Source organism: Thioclava sp. NG1, from assembly GCF_003122275.1.
Classification (GTDB): domain Bacteria; phylum Pseudomonadota; class Alphaproteobacteria; order Rhodobacterales; family Rhodobacteraceae; genus Thioclava; species Thioclava nitratireducens.
This window is the reverse complement of the sequence record NZ_QFBB01000001.1, coordinates 276228-297001: the sequence shown is the minus strand read 5'-3', so window position 1 is coordinate 297001 and position 20774 is coordinate 276228. Positions and strand designations below refer to the sequence as shown.

Below are 20774 nucleotides of genomic sequence, written 5' to 3'. Positions count from 1 at the left end.
AGCGTAATCCAGCGCAGACCGTGCGCAAGGGTTCAAGGTCGCGAATGATTACGCCGCGCGCGTTTAGCCCTCTTGCAGCAGCTTCAGCGTCAGGCTGCGCGACCCTTTCTTATAGGTCAGCGCATTGGAGCCGATCTGCGTCACCCGCCCGCCATCCAGCCGGTCGCCCACCCCCACTTTGACGAAGCGCCCGTTCGAGAGCCGCACGAGGGCGCGGCGGTTCGACGAGGAGCCGTAAAGCCCGATCAGGTTGATCTTGCGCAGGTTGATGACGTTCTTCTCGGTCGCTTGTCTGGCGACGGAGGCAGAGGTCGGCAGGCGCGTCGGCGCGGCAGTGGGTTCCGGCTCGTCGAGATCGGCGGGCCGCGGGTCGGGCACGGGCGTGGCGACCGGGGCGCGCGCGGCAGCGGCGGCGACCGTTTGCGCGGGCTCGGCGGCGATCGCAGCGGCAAGGGCGTTCTCGACGGAACGCGAGAAGTTACGCGGTTTCGTCGGCGGGACGGCGGAGCGCGCCACCGCCAGAGCGGTCGCGCCGGCGAAGGGATCGGCGTTCTCGGCGACGGCTTCATCTTGCGCCTGCACGGCGGCGGCGACCGACTCCTGGATCGATGCCGGACGGCGCGGTGGCCGCAGTGCCGCGAGTTCAGGGTTCGCGACCGCTGCGGATTCCGAGGCGGGCGCCTGCGTTGTGGCGAGCTTGGTCACCGCGTCGGGGCGAGCCGTCGGGCGCGTCGTCTGGAGTTCGGGATTGGGCTGAAGTGCCGGGTCGAGCGCGCCTTGATCGTTCGGATCAGCCTGCGTGGCGGGATCGGTCTCATTTGGCGCTGCGGTTGCGCCGGTGAGGTCGGCGGGCTTGTCCGCGGGGCGGAAGCCCGACAGCGACGGGATCGCGCCGAGCGTGCCTTCCGGCGTGATCGGCTGGGTCGCGGCATAGGCCTGCGCGACGGCTTCGGGGCGGGGGCCCGGCGTGACGGCGGGCGCGCCCGCGTAAAGCGTGAAGCCGCCCGGCATTTCCACTCCGTCCTCCGTCGGCGTGACAGGCGGGGTGTCTGGGGGCTGCGTGTCGCTCTGCAGCGTATCGGCGCTCGGCGGGGCGAGCGGCGTCGCGGTGAAGGCGGGAAGCTCTGCGGGCGGCGTCGCAGGCAACGCGGTCTGCGCCTCGGTTGCGGGAGCTTCGGTCGCGTCGCTTTGTGCGGTTTCGCTGGCGGTCGTGTCGTTTGCCGCAACGTCTGTTTGCGTGTCGGCCGTGGCGTCCGGAGTCTCTGCCTGCGAATTGGGCATGGTGTCGGGGGCGGTGTCGCCCGTGTCGGACGCCGTGATGTCCGAAGCGGTCGCCTGTGCGTCGGCGGGCGGCTCTGCCGCAGCCGTATCGGCAGGCTGCGTGTCAGAGGGCTGTGCGTCGGCGCCGCTCTGCGTGGGCGCCTGATCCTGCGCTGGCGCGGCGGTGGCGGGCGCTGCCGTGGTGACCGCGTCGCTTTGTTCCGACGGGGCGGGTTGCGCATCAGCCGGGGCGAGCGCCGCGACTTGCTCGTCTTGAGGAGCGGGTTGGTTGGCCTGAGCCTGAGCGTCGGATTGCGTTGCCTCGGGGGCCGCCACGTCAGGAGTGGCCGGGGCAAGGGCGGTCTGCTCTGGCGCGTCACCCGCAGCCGGGGCGGGCGCTTCGGCGATGGCGTCGACCGGCGCATCGACCGGTGCGGGATCGTCCAGCAGTGTGGTCCAGAGCGCGATGATCGCCAGTACCAGCACCAGCGCGCCGGTGAGCATCAGCCCGAGATGGCGCGGCTTGCCGCCCGTCGTCGGCCGCTTGGTGCCGCCGAAAACAGTCTTGTCGCTCGTACGCTCGACGATCGGGGCCGGGGTGGCGGTGCTCGCATCCGGCCCGTCCTTCGCCTCCTCGCGCAGCAACGAGGTCGCGGATTTCGCGCCGAGCGCGGTCGTCCCGCCGATCCCCGTGCGCGCCGAGGGGGCTGTAGCCTTGCCCGCTTTCGCCCCGGTTTTCTGCGGTTCTTTCGGCGTGAAACGCGGATCGGGCTCGTCGAAATCGAGCGTGGGCGCGGTGATCTTGGCGTCGCCCGATGCGATCTTGCTGCGATCGGGCATCGGGCTGAGCCGCGTGGCCCCGCCGAGCCGCGGTGGCGTGTCGTTCACGGTCACCGTCGCCGCGTGGTCGCGGCGCGAAGCGAAGGCGGCGGCGATAACGCTGGCGTCGGATTTCGGCAGATCGTCGTCGTCCTGGTCGCTTTCGAGAGCCTCGGATTGGTCGCTCTCCGCGTCGTGCGCCGCATCCTCAGGTTTGGCATCGGCCTCCGCGGCGGTTGGCAAGGCCGGTGCGGCCGCAAGGCCAGCAGCGGCGAGGGCTGCGTCCGAGGTTTCCTCGGCACTGTCCGCCTCCGCGTCGTCGGAGGCGCCATCCGGCTCGCCCTCGGCAAATTCGACCGCATCCGCAGCCTCGGTTTCCTCGGGTGCGACTTCGCCAGCCGCCACCGCTTCGGCGGCCTTGGCGGCGGGGCTTGCCGCAGCGGGCGTGTCCTCGCTCGGCGCGCCTTGCTGCGCGTCGGGCTCGGCTCTCGTCGCATCGAGCAACTCGGAGAATTCGCCCGGCTCGTCCGGCAGCGTGAGATCAGCCTCTTCCGCCGTGGCCTCCGCTCTCGCCGGCTGATCCAGCGCGCTCAATTCTGCCAGTTCGGTTTCCGAGACTGCGCTGTCGTCGGAGAGCTCCGCCATCTCGCTCTGCGCAGCGGCGGTTTCCACCTCGGTGGCCTCCGTCTCCGTGGCTTCTGACGGAACGGCCTCCGCCGGCGTCTCGCTTGCCTCCTCGGACAGATCGACAGCCACGATCAGCGCGGATTTGTCGGGCTCGACATGCGCACCTTCGGGAATGTACTGCGCGACCGAAGAGGTCAGGCCGAATTGCGGCTCGCCGGGGAAGTCGCCGGGTTCGGGGGCGGCCACGAAGCTGACCGGATTGAAGCCGTTCTCCTGCGCGAAACTCTCGGCTTCCTTCAATGTCTCGCGTGCGATCACGGCGACCTGCACGGTCTGGCCGGGGCCCGCGAAATCATAGACTAGCTCGCTGACGGGGTAGGGCGTCATGCCTTCCAGCGCCGCTTCGATCTGTTTCTTGCGCTGCGCCGGGCTGGGACCGGGCGCGTAGATCGCGGTATAGAGAATCTGCGTATCCGGCAGCACGAGCTTCGAAGTGAAGCCGCGCGGAGCCTGCGCCCGGGCCTTGTCGCGCAGGGCCGCGACCTCGGCCATCGGGTCGTCCCCTTCGAGCGCGGCCTCGCCCAGAAGCGTCCAGCCCTCTTTCGCGCGGTGCACCAGAGCGATGCCATCATGCGAGAGGATCAATGCAAAATCGGGTTTCATGGGTGCTGCGCGCGCCTCGGGGCGGTCCGGTCCAAGTGTTCACATCTTGGTAAAGGAGATTCGATCTTCTGAAAAGCGCCGCGACGGGGACGGAGCGGGCATTTGCCGGTTTTCCACCGTTTCAACGGCGCAGACGCGGGGAGCGAAGCAAGAAATGTCGGAAATGCAATCCGCGGTCATTGATGGCGCGCCGACATTGCGGCGCGCCGTCTGTGTTATCAGCTGGTTGCGGCGCTCAGCGCCTGATCGAGATCGGCGATAAGGTCGTCCGCATTCTCGATCCCGATCGACAGGCGCACCACGTTCGGCGCGGCCCCTGCGGCGATCTGCTGCGCTTCGGTCAGCTGGCGGTGCGTGGTTGAAGCCGAGTGGATGATCAGCGAGCGCGCATCGCCAAGGTTGGCGACGTGGCTGAACAGCTTGAGATTGTTCACCAGCTTCACGCAGGCGTCGTAGCCGCCTTTGACCGCGACGGTGAACAGCCCGCCCGCGCCCTTCGGCGAGACGGTCTTCATACGCTCATGCCACGGCGAGCTCTCCAGCCCCGCATAGGTGACGTAATCGATGCGCGGGTCCTTTTCGAGCCATTCGGCAATCGCTTTGGCGTTGGCGTTGTGCTTGTCCATCCGCAGGCTCAGCGTCTCGATCCCCATCAGCGTGTAATGCGCGCCTTGCGGGTTCATCGTCATGCCGAGATCACGCAGCCCGACCGCGATCGAGTGGAAGGTGAAGGCCATGGGCCCCAGCGCCTCGTGGAATTTCAGCCCGTGATAGGCAGGCTCGGGTTCGCTCAGCGACGGGAACTTGCCCGAGGCGGACCAGTCGAACTTGCCGCTATCGACGACGCAGCCGCCGGTGACGGTGCCGTTGCCGGTCATGTATTTCGTCAGCGAGTGAACGACGAGGGTCGCGCCATGTTCGATCGGGCGGCACAGGTAGGGGGTGGCCAGCGTGTTGTCGACGATCAGCGGCAGGCCGACCTTGTCGGCCAGTTTCGCCACCGCCGGAAGGTCGGTGATGTAGCCGCCCGGATTCGAGATCGACTCGCAGAAGATCGCGCGGGTGTTCTCGTCCACAGCCGCTTCCAACGCGTCGAGATCGTCGAAATCGACGAAGGTGCAGGACCAGCCGAAGCGCTTGATCGTGTGGCTGAACTGGGTGATCGAGCCGCCATAGAGCCGCGTCGAGGCCACGATGTTCAGCCCCGGCCCCATCAGCGGGAAGAGCGCCATGATCTGCGCCGCATGACCCGAGGAACAGGTCACGCCGCCTGCCGCGCCTTCAAGGGCCGCGACACGTTCGGCCAGCTTCATCACCGTCGGGTTGGTCAGGCGCGAATAGATGAAGCCGACTTCCTCGAGATTGAACAGGCGCGCCGCGTGGTCGGCGTCTTTGAAGGCGTAGGATGTGGTCTGGTAGATCGGCACCTGAACCGCGCCCGTCGCGGGATCGGGATCGGCCGCGGCGTGGATTTGCAGGGTGTCGAATGCGTAGTCGGACATATCGGGGCTCCTCTTTTCTTGCCGAGACGTTAGCGGCACCGGGAGAGGCCGACAAACACATTCGTTTTCGGTGATAAGAGGCCAGAGAAGGACCGCGCGGCTCAGCGCATCCAGAGCTTCGCGCGCTTGATCCGGTTACGCAGCGCCTTCTCATGCCGTGGCATGCCTTCCTCCGCGATGATCCCGCGCAGCTTCCGGCCCTTACCTTGATAAATCAGCTTCTTGGCAGGCTCGTAAGCCTTCAGCACTTTCTTGACCCTGTTCGGGGACGTCAGCTCTTCGACGGTCGCGATCACGGTGTCGCTCTCGCGCGCGTACATCAATGGCAGCGCGCGGTAATGACAGCTGACATCGCCGTCGAGCCCATCGAGCTCGGGTCCCGGGCGCCCGCCGCCGAAGGAATGGATCACCAGCGGCAGCGCAACCTGATCGAGCCACGGATCGAGCGATTGGCAGGCCAGCTCATCCGGCGTCTCGTCGCGGATGTCGCGGGCGTAGCGCAGGAAACGGTCGCCGAACTCCGCCGGGTCGGGACCGAAGAACCAGCCTGCGTTGAAATACATGTAGCGCCGCCAGTATTCGTCCGGCTGGCTCAGATCGAGCGTCTCCTCGAACCCGTCCAGCCCGAATTTGTCGTAGAGCGACTTCCAGATGCCGGTATAGCCCGGACCGTAAAGCGGCGGCTCGGGCCAGGTGCCGGTGCGGCGCATCGAGGCTGATGGACGGTCGAAGTCGAAACCGACCTGCGACAGCGGCCCGGTAAAAACCGTATCGGTGTCGAAGAATACGAAGGGCATCCCCGCGGGCAGGGCGGCGAGCGCCTCGATCTTGTTGCCATGGGGGTAGGTCTGGCCGAAGACCTTCGACTCGAAGGGCGCGATCTCGGCGCCGACCTCTTCGAGCAGCGCCCGGACCGGACCGGAGATCCGCGTCTCCTCGGACCAGCGCGGACCGGGTTGCGGCTCGGCGATCAGCAAGCGCCCAGCGAAGTCCGGATTGGCGGCGCGGAAACTCAATACGAACAGAATCGCTTCGAATTCCAGCCGTCCCGCCTGTGCAACACAGAAGATGTTGTAGGGTTGTGAAGTCCGGTCGTTCGCCGCCATACTGCCGCCTGTCGGAGGATTTGAGCGCAGTATAGCGAGAAAGTTCAGGGGTAAAAGGTGATACGGATAAGCAAGTTAGCCGCGTTGGCGCTGTGTGGTGTCGCATTGAGCGGCCCCGCGAACGCGCAGAATTTTACCACCGCTGCCGAAGTGCGCCCGATTCTCGGCATGACCCGCGACTCCTGGGTCGCGATCCGGGAATACGGTGGCAAGGATCTGGTCTACTTCACCCATCTTCTGGCGTGGCGCTGCGGGCTGAGCGAGATTCGCTACGGTTTCAATGGTGCGCCGCCCACCAAATCGTTCAAGATGGAGAAATGCCACGAGGGCGCAGCCCAGCCCAACGCGATCTCGGGCGACAATGTCTATGTCAGCCAGCCGCAGGGCTCGGTCTCCGAGGTACGGGTGAAGCTGATCTATGACGATGGCAGTTCGGAAGAAGCACGGTTCAGCCGCAAGGCGGTGCTGCAATAAACGGCGCAACGAATGGGCGTTATTCAACACAGCGGCCCCCGTGGGAGCCGCGTGTCACCAGTTCCTGAAAGGGGGAAGTGGTGGGTGACCCTGGAATCGAACCAGGCGTGGGTCGCCCCGGCGGAGTTACAGTCCGCTGCCGCACCTTGCAGCACGTCACCCGACGCTGGGCGGGAGATACAAAAGGGGGCGGGGGGCGTCAAGAGAGAGTTTGCCGAAAAATCGCGCTCCGGATCAGAGCTTGCCAAACGAGGTCATTCCGCGCAGGTAGGGACCAAAGGAGACCCGCGATGAAAAAGCCAGCCTGGGTGATCGATAAGGAACGCGCCAAGCGCGCTGCGGCCGCCGAGACCGTGTGGCTCTTCGGCCTGCATGCGGTGCGCGATGCACTGCAGAACCCGATGCGCGAGCGTCTACGGTTGGTCTGTTCGAAGAACGCCGCCGACAAACTGGCCGAGGCGATCGAGGCGTCGGGCATGGAGCCCGAGATCGTCGATGTCCGCAAGTTCGACAAGTTCGTACCGATCTCGACCGACTCCGTCCATCAGGGCGCGGCGCTCGAGGTGAAGCCGCTCGATTGGGGCGCGCTGAAGGATGTCTGCTTCGGGGCGCGCCGTGTGGTGCTGCTCGACCGCGTCACCGATCCGCATAACGTCGGCGCCATCCTGCGCTCGGCCGAGGTGTTCGGCGCGGCCGCCGTGATCGCGCCGCATCGCCATTCCGCGCCCGAGACCGGCGCACTCGCGAAAACCGCCTCCGGCGCGCTCGAGCGTCAGCCCTATCTGCGGGTGAAGAACCTCTCCGACGCGATGGAGGAGCTTCGCCAGATGGGCTTCCGGCTGATCGGGCTTGCGGGCGAGGCGAAGATGTCGCTCGAAGACGGGCTGTCCGAGGCGGGAATGGAGCCGGTGGCGCTCGTTTTGGGCGCCGAGGGACCGGGCCTGCGCGAGAAGACCCGCGAGACCTGCGACCGTCTGGTGCGAATCCCCTTCGCGGGCGAATTCGGTTCGCTCAACGTGTCGAATGCCGCCGCGGTGTCTCTTTATGCATCCGCAAGTCGGTAATGGTCACAAAATCGCGATCATGAGGGCCTGGACCTTAAAAGCGGCGGGATGCGTTCCTATCTCGATGTCTGAGGCGCAGCTTCGGAACCGCTGCGTCTCTAGTTCACTGTCCCTCGTTCCGCCACTGTTGCGCCCAGCCTTCAAGGCTTGGGCGCATTTTTCTTAGAGGGCTGCGACAAAGGAGAGGTTTCAGATGCAAGACGAGATTCGCGACATTCTGGAAAGTACCAAGATCATCGCCGTGGTCGGCATGTCCCACAAGCCGGAGCGCCCCTCATATGAAGTGGCGCGGTTTCTGCAATCCAAGGGGTATCGTGTGATCCCGGTCAATCCTGGGCTCGCGGGGCAGCAGCTGCTGGGCGAGACGGTCTATGCCGATCTCGGCGCGATCCCCGACGAGATCGCGGTGGATATGGTCGACGTGTTCCGCCGTTCCGAGGCGGTGCCGGAGGTCGTGGACGAGGCGCTGGCGCATCTGCCCCATCTCAAAACGATCTGGATGCAGCTTGGCGTGTCGCATGACGCTGCCGCCGAGAAAGCCCGAGGGCAGGGGGTGAAAGTCGTGATGAACCGTTGCCCGAAGATCGATTATCCGCGCGTGATGGTTGCGTAAGGCGAGGGGGGCTCTGCCCCCTCGGCCTGACGGCCTTGCCCCTGGGATATTTCGATCAAGGAGAAGACCGGATCAGCCCTTCACGGCTTTGACGGCCTCGAGAATCGCATCGGCGATGTAATCGAGATCGGGCTGCTTGAGCCGCGCGGGCAAGCGCGTATCGCAAGCGCGCATCAGCATCTCTCGGGTCTTCGGCAGCTCCGGCACGTCGCCGAGGAACTGCCAGTTCCAGAAGGCGCGCGCATTGTCTTGGCTGAGGCCGAAGACCTGCACGCTGACGCCGCGCGCTTTCGCTTCCGATTGCATCGTGCGGGCTTCGTTATCCGACCAATCGCCCGCGAGGTTGAACTGCAGCGAATCCGGGGCGCGGGTTTCGGGGCCGAGGGGCGGCGGCACGTCGAGCCAGTCGCTCGTGTTCAGCCGCTCCGCGACATAGTCGTGGTTGGCGCGACCATCATTCACGCGGCGCTCCACTTCCGCGATCTGCGGGCGGATGACGGCGGCGGAGAGGTTCTGCATCCGGCAATTGTATAGCGGCAGCTTGTTCTGCCAGTGATGGAAGCTGTTCTGCAGGCCGGGATGCTTCTTCCAATTATGCTCATAGGCGCCCGACATGATGACCGCGCGGGCGGCGAGCTCCGGATCGTCGGTCAGCAGGATGCCGCCTTCGCCCGCATTGATCAGCTTGTAGGACTGGAAGGAGAGGCAGCCGATCTTGCCGATGGTGCCGATCTTCTTGCCGTTCCAGAGCGTTCCGAGCGAGTGCGCCGCATCCTCGATCACCGGCACGTCCTTCTCGGCGGCCAGTTCCATGATCGCGTCCATATCGGAGGTGTGGCCGCGCATGTGAGAGATTAGCACCGCGTCGATGCTGTCGTCGAATTTGGCCCGGAAATCGTCGAGGTCGATGCGGAAATTGGAGCCGACTTCGACCAGAACCGGGACGCAATCGGCGTGGACGATGGCGGAAGGGACGGCAGCGAAGGTGAAGGCCGGGACCAGCACGCGCGCGCCGCGCGGCAGGTCGAGCGCCTTCATCGACAGGAAGAGGGCTTGCGAGCAGGATGACACCGCCACGGCGTATTTGACGCCCATGAATTCCGCGAACTCGGCTTCCAGCTTGGCGACCGGCGCGTCTTCCGAGGTGTAGCGGAACAGGTCCCCGCTGGTCAGAAGGCGATCGATTTCGGCCCGGGCGGCCTCGGGAATGGCCTCGGCGTCGTAGCAATTCGGGGCGGTCTGTCCGTCACGCGGCATGGCAAGATATCCTGAAACTGACTTTCAGAAATGCTTACACTGCAGGGGGCGAATTCTCCAGTGACCTTTTCATGACGAAACCGAGACCGGCTCAAATCCCCAGTTTGTCGCGCATCGAGAACCACGTCATCGCGGCGACCAGAAGCGGGCTGCGCAGGAGCGATCCGCCCGGGAAGCCCGGCACGTCGAGGCTGGCCATCAGGTCGAAGCGTTCGGCTTGACCTGCGACTGCCTCGGCCATGATCTTGCCCGCCATCGTGCCCATCGCGACGCCATGGCCGGAAAAGCCGCTGGCCGAGAGCGCGTTTTTCAAAGGCCGTGCGAAATAGGGCATCCGGGTGCGGGTGATGGCGAGCGTGCCGCCCCAAGCGTAGTCGATCTTTACATCGGCAAGGGAGGGGTAGACCTCCAGCATCGGTTTGCGCACGGTCTGCACGATGTCGGGGAACTTGTAGCCATAGCTTTCGCCGCCGCCGAAGAGCAGGCGATTGTCGTCAGAGAGCCGCCAGTAATTCACCACGAATTTCGTATCCGCCACGGCGACGTTCTCGCGCAGCACTTCAGCCACGCGCGGGCCCAGCGGCTCTGTCGCGACGATGAAATTGTTGATCGGCATCACATGCGAGGCCACACGCGGCGCGAGGTTTCCCAGATAGCCGTTGGCCGCGAGGATCAGGTGATCGGCATCGATATGGCCGTGTTCGGTCTGCACGCGCACCGGCGCGCCGGGACGGATATGATGGACGAGCGAGCCCTCGTGGATTTCCACGCCGGCCTTGTCGCAAGCGAGCGCCAGGGACTGGGCGAAGTTCAGCGGATGCAGGTGCCCTGCGCCCCGGTCGATATCGCCGCCAAGATAGGCGTCCGACGGCAGAATTGCGTGCAGCGCCTCGCGGGAGAGCGGCTCCACCTGATCGTAGCCGTAATCGCGGGCCAGTTTCTCCGCCATGTGGTGGGAATGCGCGACCTCGGATTGCGTCCGGCAGGCATGGGCAATGCCGGGGTGGAAGGTCACGTCCATCTCGTATCGTGCGATCAGGTCGCGGATCAGCGCTTTCGCGTCCTCTCCGATGTCCCAAAGCCTGCGCGCCATTTCGGGGCCGTGGGCTTTCTCCAGATCGTCCTGCTCCAGCCGCTGGCCCGAGCCCACCTGCCCGCCATTGCGTCCCGACGCCCCGAAGCCTACGCGATGGGCCTCGAGCAGCCGCACCGAATAGCCCTTTTCCGCCAGATGCAGCGCCGCCGAGAGGCCCGTGAAGCCGCCGCCCACCACGCAGACATCCGCCCGGTGGCGGCCCTTCAACTCGGGCCAGCGCCGGTCGGTCAGCGCGGTCGCCGCGTAATAGCTCGGCGCGTGCTCGCCCTTGCGGTCATTGGCGAAGAGCAGGTTCATCGCATCACACGTTCATCAACAGGTGCTCGCGCTCCCACGGCGAGATCACCTGTAGGAACTCCTTGTATTCGTTGCGCTTCACGGCCTCGTAGACGGCGCAGAATTCCGGCCCCAGCACGTCGCGGATCGGGGCGCTTTCCGAGAACAGATCGAGCGCATCGCCCAGATTCACCGGCACGTCTTCGGCCGACATATAGGCGTCGCCCAGGCATTCGGGCTTCGGCATCTGCTTTTCCTTGAGGCCCAGATAAGCGCAAGCGAGCGAGGCCGCGAGCCCGAGATAGGGGTTGCAGTCCATTCCCGCGAGACGGTTTTCGATCCGCCGCGCCGCTGGGCCGGAGATCGGCACGCGCAGGCCCGTCGTGCGGTTGTCACGGCCCCATTCAAGATTGATCGGGGCCGCGAAATCCGGGACGTAGCGGCGATAGCTGTTCACGTAGGGCGCCAGCAGCGCGATCACCGCGGGCAGGTGCGTCTGAAGCCCCGCGATGCAATGCAGGAAGGCCTCCGTCTCGCCGCCCCTCTCGTCCGAGAAGATGTTCTCGCCGGTCTTGGTGTCGATCACCGATTGGTGGATATGCATGGCCGAGCCCGGCTCGCCCTCGATCGGCTTCGCCATAAAGGTGGCAAAGCAATCCTGACGCAGGGCGGCCTCGCGGATCAGCCGCTTGAAGTAGAAGATCTGGTCGGCGAGTTCGACCGGGTCGCCATGGGCGAGGTTGATCTCGATCTGCCCGGCACCGCCTTCCTGCAAGATGCCGTCGATCTCGAAACCCTGAAGCTCGGCGAAGTCGTAGATATCGTCGATGACCTTGCCGTATTCATCGACCGCCGACATCGAATAGGCCTGCTTGGCGGCCGCGCGACGACCAGACCGCCCCATCGGCGGGATGATCGGCTGGTTCGGATCCACATTACGTGCAACGAGGAAGAATTCCATTTCGGGGGCGACGACCGGCACCCAGCCCTCGGCCTCGTAAAGCGAAAGCACGCGCTTGAGCACGTTGCGTGGGGCGATCGGCACCGGGTTGCCCTGCTGGTCCTCGACGTCGTGGATGATCTGCAAGGTCCAGTCCGCCGTCCAGGGCGCGGCCGTCGCGGTCGAGAAATCGGGCGTCAGGATCATGTCCGGCTCGGTGAAGGCGCCCGCGGGGTTGTCAGTCCACTCGCCGGTGATCGTCTGCAGGAAGATCGAGTTCGGCAGGAAGAAGCGATCCTGGAACTTGAATTTCGACGCGGGCATCGCCTTGCCGCGCGCGACCCCTGCTATATCGGCGACAATGCATTCAACCTCGTCGAGACGCCGACCCTCGATGTAATCGCGTGCGGCTTGCGGGATGCGGTCGGTCCAGTCCTTCATGTCGCTCATCGGTCAGCTTTCCGGGTGCGCGGGCACCCTTGTCTTGAGGAAGAAATCGGCGATGCGCTCGGCGATCCGGGGCGCGCCGTTGGGCCGGCCCAGCCGCGTGCGGGCCGCCTCCATCAACTCGTCGGGCACGACGCCGCGCCCGCGTGTGTCCATCAACCCTTCCACGAATTCGTCGCGAAACTCGGGATGGGGCTGAACGGTGAAGATCGTGTCGCCATAGGTAAGCGCTGGATAGGCGCAGAAATCATTGCCCGCGATCGGTGTCGCACCCGGCGGCAGCTCTGTCACCTGATCCTGATGCCACGCGTTGAGTGCGATCACCTCGCCGCCGAAATCGTAATCCTGCGGGCCTACGGCCCAGCCGCCGGAGAATTTCTCGACCTTGCCGCCAAGCGCCTGCGCGATGATTTGGTGGCCGAAACAGATGCCAACCATCGGCACCTTCTCGGCATGAGCGTCGCGGATGAACGTCTCGAGTGGCTTGATGAAGGGATGATCCTCGTAGGCGCCGTGACGGGAGCCGGTGATCAGCCAGCCGTCGCATTCATGCACGTCTTTCGGGAAGTGCATATGCTCGACGTCGTAGCGTTGGAATTCGAGGCCGCGCCCGGCGAGCAGGGCTTCGAACATGTCGGGATAATCGCCCGCCTTGTCGCGCAGAACGTCGGGGGATTGGCCGGTTTGGAGAATGCCGATACGCATGGGAGGTCCGCTCGTAAGCTCTTGTTGACGAAGCGTAGTGCGGGCCGTGAGCGGCGGCAAGGGGGGGCGCTGCTGGTTCGCCGGATCGCGACCGGAAGGCGCGAAGGGGGCTCCGCCCCCGGCGCGTGCGCGCCTCCCCCGGGATATTTCCATCAAGAGGAAGATCCGTTTCGGCTTGGGCGAAATATCCCGGGGGGAGGGCGATAGCCCGAGGGGGCAGCGCCCCCTCTTCGTTTGGTTTTGTCGCTCTCCGGCGACGGGGGCAGAGCCCCCGTTCTCGACGCTTAACGCGAGCGGATCATTCCCATGATCTCGAGCGTCTGGCCCAGGATCGGCTGTGCGATCTCGTCGGCCCGGTTCGCGCCATCGCCCAGGATATTGTCGATCTCGGAAGGGTCGTTCATCAGCCGGGTCATCTCGTCCGAGATCGGGGCGAGCTTCGCGACTGCGAGCTCCGCCAGCGCCGGTTTGAACTTGCCGAAGCCCTCGCCGCCATATTCGCCCAGCACTTGGGTCGGCGTCATGTCGGCCAGCGCGGCGTAGATGTTCACGAGGTTGCGCGCCTCGGCTCGGTCCTTGAGCCCCTCGATCTCGGAGGGCAGGGGCTCGGGGTCGGTCACGGCCTTGCGAATCTTCTTGGCGATCGTGTCGGCATCGTCGGTCAGGTTGATGCGGCTCGCGTCCGAGGGGTCGGATTTCGACATCTTCTTGGTGCCGTCGCGCAGGGACATCACCCGGGTAGCGGCGCCTTCGATCAGCGGCTCGGGGGAGGGAAAGAACTCGGTCCCGTAGTCGTGGTTGAACTTGGCCGCAATGTCGCGGGTCAATTCGACGTGCTGCTTCTGATCCTCGCCCACCGGCACCATCGTCGCGTGATATAGCAGGATGTCGGCGGCCATCAGGGCGGGATAGGCATAGAGGCCCAGCGAGGCCTTCTCGGCATTCTTGCCCGCCTTGTCCTTGAACTGGGTCATCCGGTTCATCCAGCCCAGACGCGCGACGCAGTTCAGCGCCCAGGCCAGTTCGGCATGGGCCGACACTTGCGATTGGTTGAACAGGATCGAGCGTTTCGGGTCGACGCCCGAGGCGATGAAGGCGGCAGCTGCCTCGCGGGTGTTGCGGCGCAGCGCCTCGGGCTCTTGCCAGACCGTGATCGCGTGCAGGTCGACGAGGCAGTAGATCGTCTCGATTCCTTCGTCCTGCTTCTGGGCGAAGCGCTTGAGCGCGCCCAGATAGTTGCCCAGCGTGAGCCCGCCCGAGGGCTGGATGCCGGAGAAGATCCGCGGTTTGAAATTGGCGTTGAGGGGTTGCGCTTGCTCGCTCATCTGATGCTCCTGATCTGCGGGGGGTGGAAGCCCGCCATTGAGGATCTCCCGGGGTGGAAATCCGCTCTCCGCTCGCTTATCGCTAAAGCGCAAAGGGCGCAACTGAGCCCGCGAGCAGGAGACCATTATGCGCGACGGCTATGACGAACACCCGATGAACCCGCTGCCGCCAGTGGTCTGGCTTCTGGCGCTGCCGATCATCGCGACGGAGCTGTTCTTCGCGATGGGCCAGTCGGGGCTGATCGGCGGGGCGCAGGCGGCGGGCTGGCGGCTCGACGCGCTGCAGAAATTCGCCTTCTCGCCGCAGGTGATGCGCGCGATGGTCCAGACCGGGCAATATCCGCCCGAGCAGATGATGCGAATTCTGACCTATCCGTTCGTCAACGCTTCGGTGACTCAGGCGATCTTCGTGCTCGTGTTCCTCTTGGCGCTGGGCAAGATGGTGGGCGAGGTGTTCTCGGGCCTCGCCGTGGCGATCGTCTTCTTCGGGGCGACGATCCTTGGCGCGCTTGTCTATGCGGCGCTGCCCTTTACGCAGATCGGGCTCTATGGCGGCTATCCCGGCGATTACGGGCTGATCGGGGCGTTCACATGGATTCTGTGGACGCGACTGGGGCAGGAAAATGCGAACCAGTTCCGGGCCTTCTCGTTGATCGGCGCACTGATGGGCATTCAGCTGCTGTTTGCGATGATCTTCGGCGCGCGGCCCGACTGGATCGCGGATATCGTCGGGTTCGTGGCAGGCTTCGTGCTGAGCTTCTTCGTGGCGCCCGGCGGAATGCAGCGGACGTTGCAGCGGCTGCGGCGTCGGTGAGCCTTCCTGGCCAGGGGCGACTAGCCCCGGGCTGCGCCCGACCCTCCCACCGGGAGGGCGCATTGGCGAAGTCGGCGCAGGCATTAGCGGCCGTCGGGCATGAGAGATAAAGCGCCCAGCGAGAGACGGATTAAAGTGCCACCCAAGGGTCGGGCGCGGCCCTTACGCCCCGCCCGGACCGCGCCGCATCGCACCTTTCAGATCGGCCATATGCATCGCACCGATCGCGATGGCCGTGCCGAAATAGACGACCATCCCGAACAGCACGAGCCCCAGTAGCGCCAGCGCACGTAGGCCCGGCACGGTGAATGCGCCGGGCACCGCCCAGGTCACCGCCCAGATCGCAGCGCCCATCACCAGCGCCGCGATCACGATGCGGGGCAGGCGGCGGTAGAAACGGTGATCGAAGCTCGCGGCTTCCCCCATCGGGCGTGCGCCGAGCCAAAGCTGCGCGACCATCGCCCAGGCGGCGAGCGTCGTTCCGACAGCCGCCGCAAGGTAGCCGATCACGAAGGACAGCCCGATCGCCAACACCGCATTCACCACCATCGCGACGAGCGCATAGTTGAACGGCGTGCGCGTGTTCTCGCGGGCGAAATACAAGGGCTGCAGAACCTTTTGCAGCACAAAGGCGGGCAGGCCGAGGCCGTAGATCGCGGTGGCCCAGGCCGTGGCAATGGTGTCCTCGTGGGTGAACTGGCCGCGCTCGAACAGGACCGAGACGATGGGCTGGGCTGCCACCAGCAGCGCTACGGCGGGGCCGACGGTGAAGAGGAGCGCGAACTCTCCCGCACGCGAAAAGGAATAGCGGCTGCCGGCCGTGTCGCCGCCGCGCAAGCGACGAGACAGGTCGGGCAGCAGAACCACGCCGATCGCGATGCCCACGACGCCCAGCGGCAACTGATAGAGCCGATCGGCATAGTTCAGCCACGCGATCGCGCCGTCGAAATGCGAGGCGACCTGACGGCCCACCAGCAGGTTCACCTGCACCACGCCGCCCGCGAGCATCGCCGGGATCGCGATCCGAACGAGGCGTTTCATGTCGGGAGAGAGGCGCGGGCGTTTTGGGACGATCTTGTAGCCCGCCCGCCATGCCGCGGCCCAGACCAGCGCCAGTTGCGCCACGCCCGCAACGGGCACGGCCCAGGCCAGCGCATCGCCCACCGGCCAGCCGGCTTGATCGGCCATCAGCATCGCGATGACGAAGGTGACGTTCAGCAGCACGGGTGCCGCAGCGGCAGCGGCGAAGTGACCGGCGGCGTTCAGCACGCCCGACAGAAGCGCGCTGAGCGAGATGAAGAGGATGTAGGGGAAGGCGATCCGGCCATAGCTCGTGGCGATGGCGAACCGCTCATCGCCCGCGAAGCCCGAGGCCATCGCCAGCACCAGCCACGGCATTGCCGCCGAAGCCACCAGTGTCAGCACGATCAGCACCGAGGCCAAGCCGCCCATTGCCTCGCGCGCGAAGCCCTGCGCGTCCTCGCCGCCCTCCAGCTTCTTCGAGAAGATCGGGATGAAGGCGGTGTTGAACGCGCCTTCCGCGAAGAAACGGCGAAACAGGTTCGGTAGCGAGAAGGCCACGAGGAAGGCCTCCGCCACCGGGCCTGCACCGAGATAGGCCGCGATCATCATGTCGCGCGCAAAGCCGAGGATGCGGCTCGCCATGGTCCAGCCGCCCACCGTGAGGAAGCCGCGCACCAGCCGGATTGGTTTCATATTAGTTGCCCGCCCGTTTCGCGCCCGAGGCAATCGCGTCCATCAGCTTCTTCTCGAGAGCTTCCTGGCGCGATTTGGAATGGAGTTTCAGGCCGAACATGTCTTTCACGTAGAAGCTGTCCACGACCTGCGCGCCATAGGTGGCGATCACCGCCGAGGAGATCGAGATATTGTTCGATGCCAGCGCCCGGGTCAGGTCGTAGAGAAGGCCGGGCCGGTCGCGGGTATCGACTTCGATGATCGTGTAGATATCCGATCCCTCGTTGTCGATGGTGATATGGGTCGGGAACTTGAACTCGCGCTCACGCTTCTTGAGCTTGTCGCGATCCTTGAGCGCCTCGCGGGCGACGACCTCGCCTTTCAGCGTCTTCTCGATCATCCCGCGCAGGCGGGTCAGTTTCGAGGCCTCGTAGGGATGGCCCTCGGCATCCTGAACCCAGAAGACGGCGGTCGCGTAGCCGTCCTTCGAGGTATAGGTGCGCGCATCGACCACGTTCGCGCCGACCAGCGCCAGCGCGCCGGAGAGCCGGGAGAAGATGCCGGGGTGATCGGCGAGAGCGAAGCTGACGCGGGTCGCGTCGTGATCGTCATCGGGATGCAGGTCGATACGGATCTCGTTATCGCCCAGATCGCGCAGCAGCCGCGCGAAGATCTCGTGATTGACCGTGGCGAGCGCCTGCCAGTAGGGCGGGTAATGGCGGGCGAGCTCGGCGCGGATGCGGGTCTTGTCCCAATCGTCCTGCGCCTCCAGCACTTCGCGCAGGGCACGTTTGGCCTCGTCGGTACGCTGCTCGCGATTGACCGCTTCCAGCCCGTGCTCCAACGCCATCGCGGTCTCGGAATGCAGCTTGCGCAGCAGCGTCGCTTTCCAGTTGTTCCACACGTTCGGGCCGACGCCGCGAATGTCACAGACCGTCAGCACCGTCAGCAGGTCGAGTCGCTTGCGCGACTTCACGCGCTTGGCGAAATCGCGGATCGTGCGCGGGTCCGACAGGTCGCGTTTCTGCGCCACGTCGGACATCAGAAGGTGATGGCGCACCAGCCATTCGACGGTGTCGCATTCCTCTGGGTTCAACCCCAGCCGCGGCGCTACCTTGCGGGCGATCTTCGCGCCGAGGATCGAGTGATCTTCGGGGCGTCCCTTGCCGATGTCATGCACCAGCAGCGCGACATAGAGAACCTTGCGATTGATGCCTTCTTCGAGAATATGCGACGAGAGCGGCAGATCCTCCACCAGCTCCTTGCGCTCGATCTGTGCCAGCGTCGAGACGACCTGTATCGTGTGCTCATCCACGGTGTAGCTGTGATACATGTTGAACTGCATCATCGCGACGATCGGCTCGAATTCGGGGATGAAGGCGGCCAGCACGCCCAGCTCGTTCATCCGGCGCAGCGCGCGTTCCGGGTTGCCGTGCTTCAGGAGCAGATCGAGGAAGATACGCTGCGCCTCGCGATTGGTGCGCACCTTGTCGTCGATCAGGTCGAGATTGGCCGAGACGAGCCGCATCGCGTCAGGGTGGATCAGCATCCCCGAGCGCAGCCCCTCTTCGAAGAGGCGCAGCAGGTTGACCGGATCGGAGAGGAAGGCCTTCTCGTCGGCCACGTTGATGCGTCCGTTCTCTTCGCAATAGGGGGCCTTCAGCTTGCGTCGCCGGCGGAAAATCCGCGTCAGCATCGGCGCGCTTTTGACGTGCTGCGCCTCAAGCTTGGTCAGGAAGATGCGGGTCACGTCGCCCACGGCGGTCGCGTGGCGGAAGTAATCCTGCATGAAGACCTCTACCGCGCGGCGGCCCGCCAGATCGCGATAGCCCATGCGCTCGGCCACCTCGACCTGCATGTCGAAGGTCAGCTGATCCGAAGCGCGGCCGGAGATCAGATGCAGGTGACAACGCACCGCCCAGAGGTAATTCTCGGCCTCGTGGAAGGTCTCGTATTCCTCGGGCGAAAATGCCCCGATCTCCATCAATTCGCGGGCGCGGTCCACATGATGGATGTATTTGCCGATCCAGTAGAGGGTCTGCAGGTCGCGCAGGCCCCCCTTGCCCTCTTTCACGTTCGGTTCGAGCACGTAGCGCTGCCCGCCCTGCCGGCGGTGGCGTTGCGAGCGTTCCTCAAGCTTGGCCTCGATGAACTCGGCCTCGGTCCCCTCGAAAAGGTCGTGGTGAAGGCGCAGCGACAGCGCCTCGGCCAGCTTATCGTCGCCGCCGACGCAGCGATGCTCCAGAAGTGCGGTGCGGATCGTGATGTCCTCGCGCCCGAGCCGGATGCAATCGTCGAGCGTCCGAGACGAATGACCGACCTTCAGCTTCAGATCCCAGAGCATGTAGAGCATCGACTCGATGACGCTCTCGGCCCAGGGGGTGACCTTGTAAGGGGTGAGGAAAAGCAGATCGACATCGGAATGCGGCGCCATCTCGGCGCGGCCATAGCCGCCCACGGCGAGCACCGCGAAACGCTCCGCCTCGGTGCGGATGCCGCTTGGATGCAGACGCGTCGTCGCGATGCGCAGCACTGACCGGACGATCCCGTCCGTCATCTGGGCATAGGCTTCGACCGTGTCGCGCGCCGCGCGCGGGTGCCTCTCGAAATCAGCCTCGATCGCAGCGGTGGCGGCGCGGCGCTCCTCGGTGAGGAAGTTCACCGTCGCGGTCCGGATGTCCTTGGGATCGCTTGCACCGGAGGTTGCGGCGTCGAGCGCGTCGAACAGACGCTGCTGATCCAGAAGGAGGGGCGCCCCGGTCGATGCCGGGGCGGTGTCTGTCATGCTGGTCACTGCGCGATCTCGTCCCTTTGCGGGCCCTTTCCTGTAGCGGCGCTCCGGATCAGAAGCCGAAACCGCCGAAGTTGCGCGGCGCCGGATCGATCACGACCGCCTGCCCGTTGCGGACCTGAGCTACGGCGAGTGCGCGCTCGTTGGTGCCGTCGGGCAGGAGCCGGAAGACGCCGTTGACGCCCACGAAGCCCGAACGCTGGGTCAGGCCCTGCTTGGTCAGCGCGTTCGGATTGCCCGATTTCACCAGCGCGCCGATCGCCGCGACCCCGTCATAGGCGAGGCCCGCGATCGGGTGGGGCGCTTGCCCGTAAGCGGCGGTGTAGCGCGACACGAACTGCTGTTGCAGCGCCGGGTCGGGCTCGGCGAACCATCCACCTTGGGTGCCCGGAAGCGACAGGGTCGCCGGCGGGATATCCCAACGGGTCAGGCCGATATATTGCGTGGTCTGCGGGGTCACTCCCTGCTCGCCCATCAGCTGCGTGAGCAGCGGGAGTGCGCCTGCGGTATCGGCGGTCAGGAACAGCGCATCGACGTCGCCGGACTTCACGCGGCTTGCGATCTGCGGCGTCGCATCGACCACGCCCTGCTGCGAGAACGGGTAGGAGGCCACACCCGCGAGCGAAGCGCCCGACCGTGCGATCGCCCTCTGGATCGCCTGCGCGCCGATTTCGCCTGCCGTGGTCTGCTCATGCACGACCATGATCCGCTGCTTGCCCTGACGCGCGGCGAAGCTTGCGAGGCGGTTGGCGGTGTTCTGGAAGGTCGGGCCGAGCACGAAGACATTGCCGCCCGCGACGTTGGTATTGTTCGAAAACGCAAGCACGTTGATGTTGCGCGAGGCCACCGCGAGACCCGCCGCATTCGCCGATTGCGCATAGACGGGGCCGAGGATGACCTTCGCGCCCTCGTCGGCAGCCTTGGTCGCCATCGCGGCGGCCTGCTGCGGATTGCCCGCGGTGTTGTAGACCTGCAGGTCGATGCGGGTGCCCTTCAGGTCCCGGATCGCGAGATTGGCCGCATTCTGCAGAGCCCGTGCGAGAGTCTCATCGCCCGCATTTCCCGACCCCGACGGGACGAGAAGCGCGACCTTGACCGGTGCGCTGCTGTCGATCTTCTGGCCGGAATTGCCCATCGGCCCCGGCTGACAGGCCGCGAGCCAGACCAGAGCAAGGAGGGCTGCGATTCGCGCAGCGAGGGCGCGGGGGTTACGAATGAGATTAAACATGATACGTCCTTTTGGGCGTTGGCGTCCGGTCCGGGCACTGAAGCAAAGCCTGCGAACCGCGATCGGATGACG

General features: G+C 65.4%; 15 protein-coding genes and 1 tRNA gene. 4 read left to right on the top strand and 12 right to left on the bottom strand.

From position 1 onward, the window contains the following. Positions 1–63 precede the first annotated feature (63 nt). The 3 genes from DEM26_RS01360 to DEM26_RS01350 all read right to left on the bottom strand — a co-directional run bounded on the left by DEM26_RS01360 (position 64) and on the right by DEM26_RS01350 (position 5977). Positions 64–3369 (bottom strand): hypothetical protein, encoded by a 3306-nt coding sequence (locus DEM26_RS01360; protein WP_109171544.1) that lies wholly within the window; start codon positions 3367–3369, stop codon positions 64–66. A 218-nt stretch (positions 3370–3587) separates the two neighbouring features. Continuing rightward, positions 3588–4871: an O-acetylhomoserine aminocarboxypropyltransferase/cysteine synthase family protein gene (locus DEM26_RS01355; RefSeq protein WP_075774091.1), complete on the bottom strand. Its 1284-nt coding sequence runs from the start codon at positions 4869–4871 to the stop codon at positions 3588–3590. Between the two features lie 101 nt (positions 4872–4972). Continuing rightward, positions 4973–5977: a hypothetical protein gene (locus DEM26_RS01350; protein WP_109171543.1), complete on the bottom strand. Its 1005-nt coding sequence runs from the start codon at positions 5975–5977 to the stop codon at positions 4973–4975. A 168-nt stretch (positions 5978–6145) separates the two neighbouring features. On the opposite strand from DEM26_RS01350, the gene DEM26_RS01345 reads away from it, so the two are divergent. Then, complete coding sequence (locus DEM26_RS01345; protein WP_233242987.1) at positions 6146–6451, top strand: hypothetical protein; 306 nt, start codon at positions 6146–6148, stop codon at positions 6449–6451. Positions 6452–6529: 78 nt separating this feature from the next. Here DEM26_RS01345 and DEM26_RS01340 read toward each other — a convergent pair. Beyond that, positions 6530–6613, bottom strand: a tRNA-Tyr gene (locus DEM26_RS01340). A gap of 128 nt (positions 6614–6741) precedes the next feature. Here DEM26_RS01340 and rlmB point away from each other — a divergent pair. Together rlmB and DEM26_RS01330 are read left to right on the top strand one after the other, a co-directional pair. After that, entirely contained in the window at positions 6742–7515 is a 774-nt protein-coding gene (gene rlmB, locus DEM26_RS01335) for a 23S rRNA (guanosine(2251)-2'-O)-methyltransferase RlmB (RefSeq protein WP_109171542.1), read from the top strand. A gap of 193 nt (positions 7516–7708) precedes the next feature. Further along, positions 7709–8128, top strand: a complete 420-nt coding sequence (locus DEM26_RS01330; protein WP_109171541.1) for a CoA-binding protein — start codon at positions 7709–7711, stop codon at positions 8126–8128. Between the two features lie 72 nt (positions 8129–8200). Here the strand turns inward: DEM26_RS01330 and DEM26_RS01325 are convergent, their stop codons facing one another. From DEM26_RS01325 to trpS, 5 genes are all read right to left on the bottom strand, one after another. Then, positions 8201–9385: a DegT/DnrJ/EryC1/StrS family aminotransferase gene (locus DEM26_RS01325; protein WP_109171540.1), complete on the bottom strand. Its 1185-nt coding sequence runs from the start codon at positions 9383–9385 to the stop codon at positions 8201–8203. A 91-nt stretch (positions 9386–9476) separates the two neighbouring features. Then, positions 9477–10778, bottom strand: a complete 1302-nt coding sequence (locus DEM26_RS01320; protein WP_109171539.1) for an NAD(P)/FAD-dependent oxidoreductase — start codon at positions 10776–10778, stop codon at positions 9477–9479. A gap of 4 nt (positions 10779–10782) precedes the next feature. After that, positions 10783–12138 (bottom strand): glutamine synthetase family protein, encoded by a 1356-nt coding sequence (locus tag DEM26_RS01315; RefSeq protein ID WP_109171664.1) that lies wholly within the window; start codon positions 12136–12138, stop codon positions 10783–10785. A gap of 12 nt (positions 12139–12150) precedes the next feature. Beyond that, the gene (locus DEM26_RS01310; protein ID WP_075774097.1) at positions 12151–12849 is read right to left on the bottom strand and encodes a type 1 glutamine amidotransferase; all 699 of its coding nucleotides are present in this window, start codon (positions 12847–12849) and stop codon (positions 12151–12153) included. Positions 12850–13133: 284 nt separating this feature from the next. Next, positions 13134–14174, bottom strand: coding sequence for a tryptophan--tRNA ligase (trpS, locus tag DEM26_RS01305; protein WP_088719627.1), 1041 nt, complete (start codon positions 14172–14174; stop codon positions 13134–13136). A gap of 127 nt (positions 14175–14301) precedes the next feature. Between trpS and DEM26_RS01300 the strand changes: the two genes are divergently transcribed. Continuing rightward, positions 14302–14988 carry a rhomboid family intramembrane serine protease gene (locus tag DEM26_RS01300; protein ID WP_075774099.1) on the top strand — a complete coding sequence of 229 codons (687 nt, stop codon included), beginning with the start codon at positions 14302–14304 and terminating at the stop codon, positions 14986–14988. Positions 14989–15150: 162 nt separating this feature from the next. Here the strand turns inward: DEM26_RS01300 and murJ are convergent, their stop codons facing one another. The 3 genes from murJ to DEM26_RS01285 are packed head-to-tail and all read right to left on the bottom strand — an operon-like array spanning position 15151 to position 20702. Continuing rightward, the gene (gene murJ, locus DEM26_RS01295) at positions 15151–16704 is read right to left on the bottom strand and encodes a murein biosynthesis integral membrane protein MurJ (RefSeq protein WP_088719628.1); all 1554 of its coding nucleotides are present in this window, start codon (positions 16702–16704) and stop codon (positions 15151–15153) included. Position 16705: 1 nt separating this feature from the next. Continuing rightward, complete coding sequence (locus tag DEM26_RS01290; RefSeq protein WP_109171538.1) at positions 16706–19468, bottom strand: [protein-PII] uridylyltransferase; 2763 nt, start codon at positions 19466–19468, stop codon at positions 16706–16708. A gap of 58 nt (positions 19469–19526) precedes the next feature. After that, positions 19527–20702, bottom strand: coding sequence for a penicillin-binding protein activator (locus DEM26_RS01285; protein ID WP_109171537.1), 1176 nt, complete (start codon positions 20700–20702; stop codon positions 19527–19529). Positions 20703–20774: the final 72 nt, after the last annotated feature.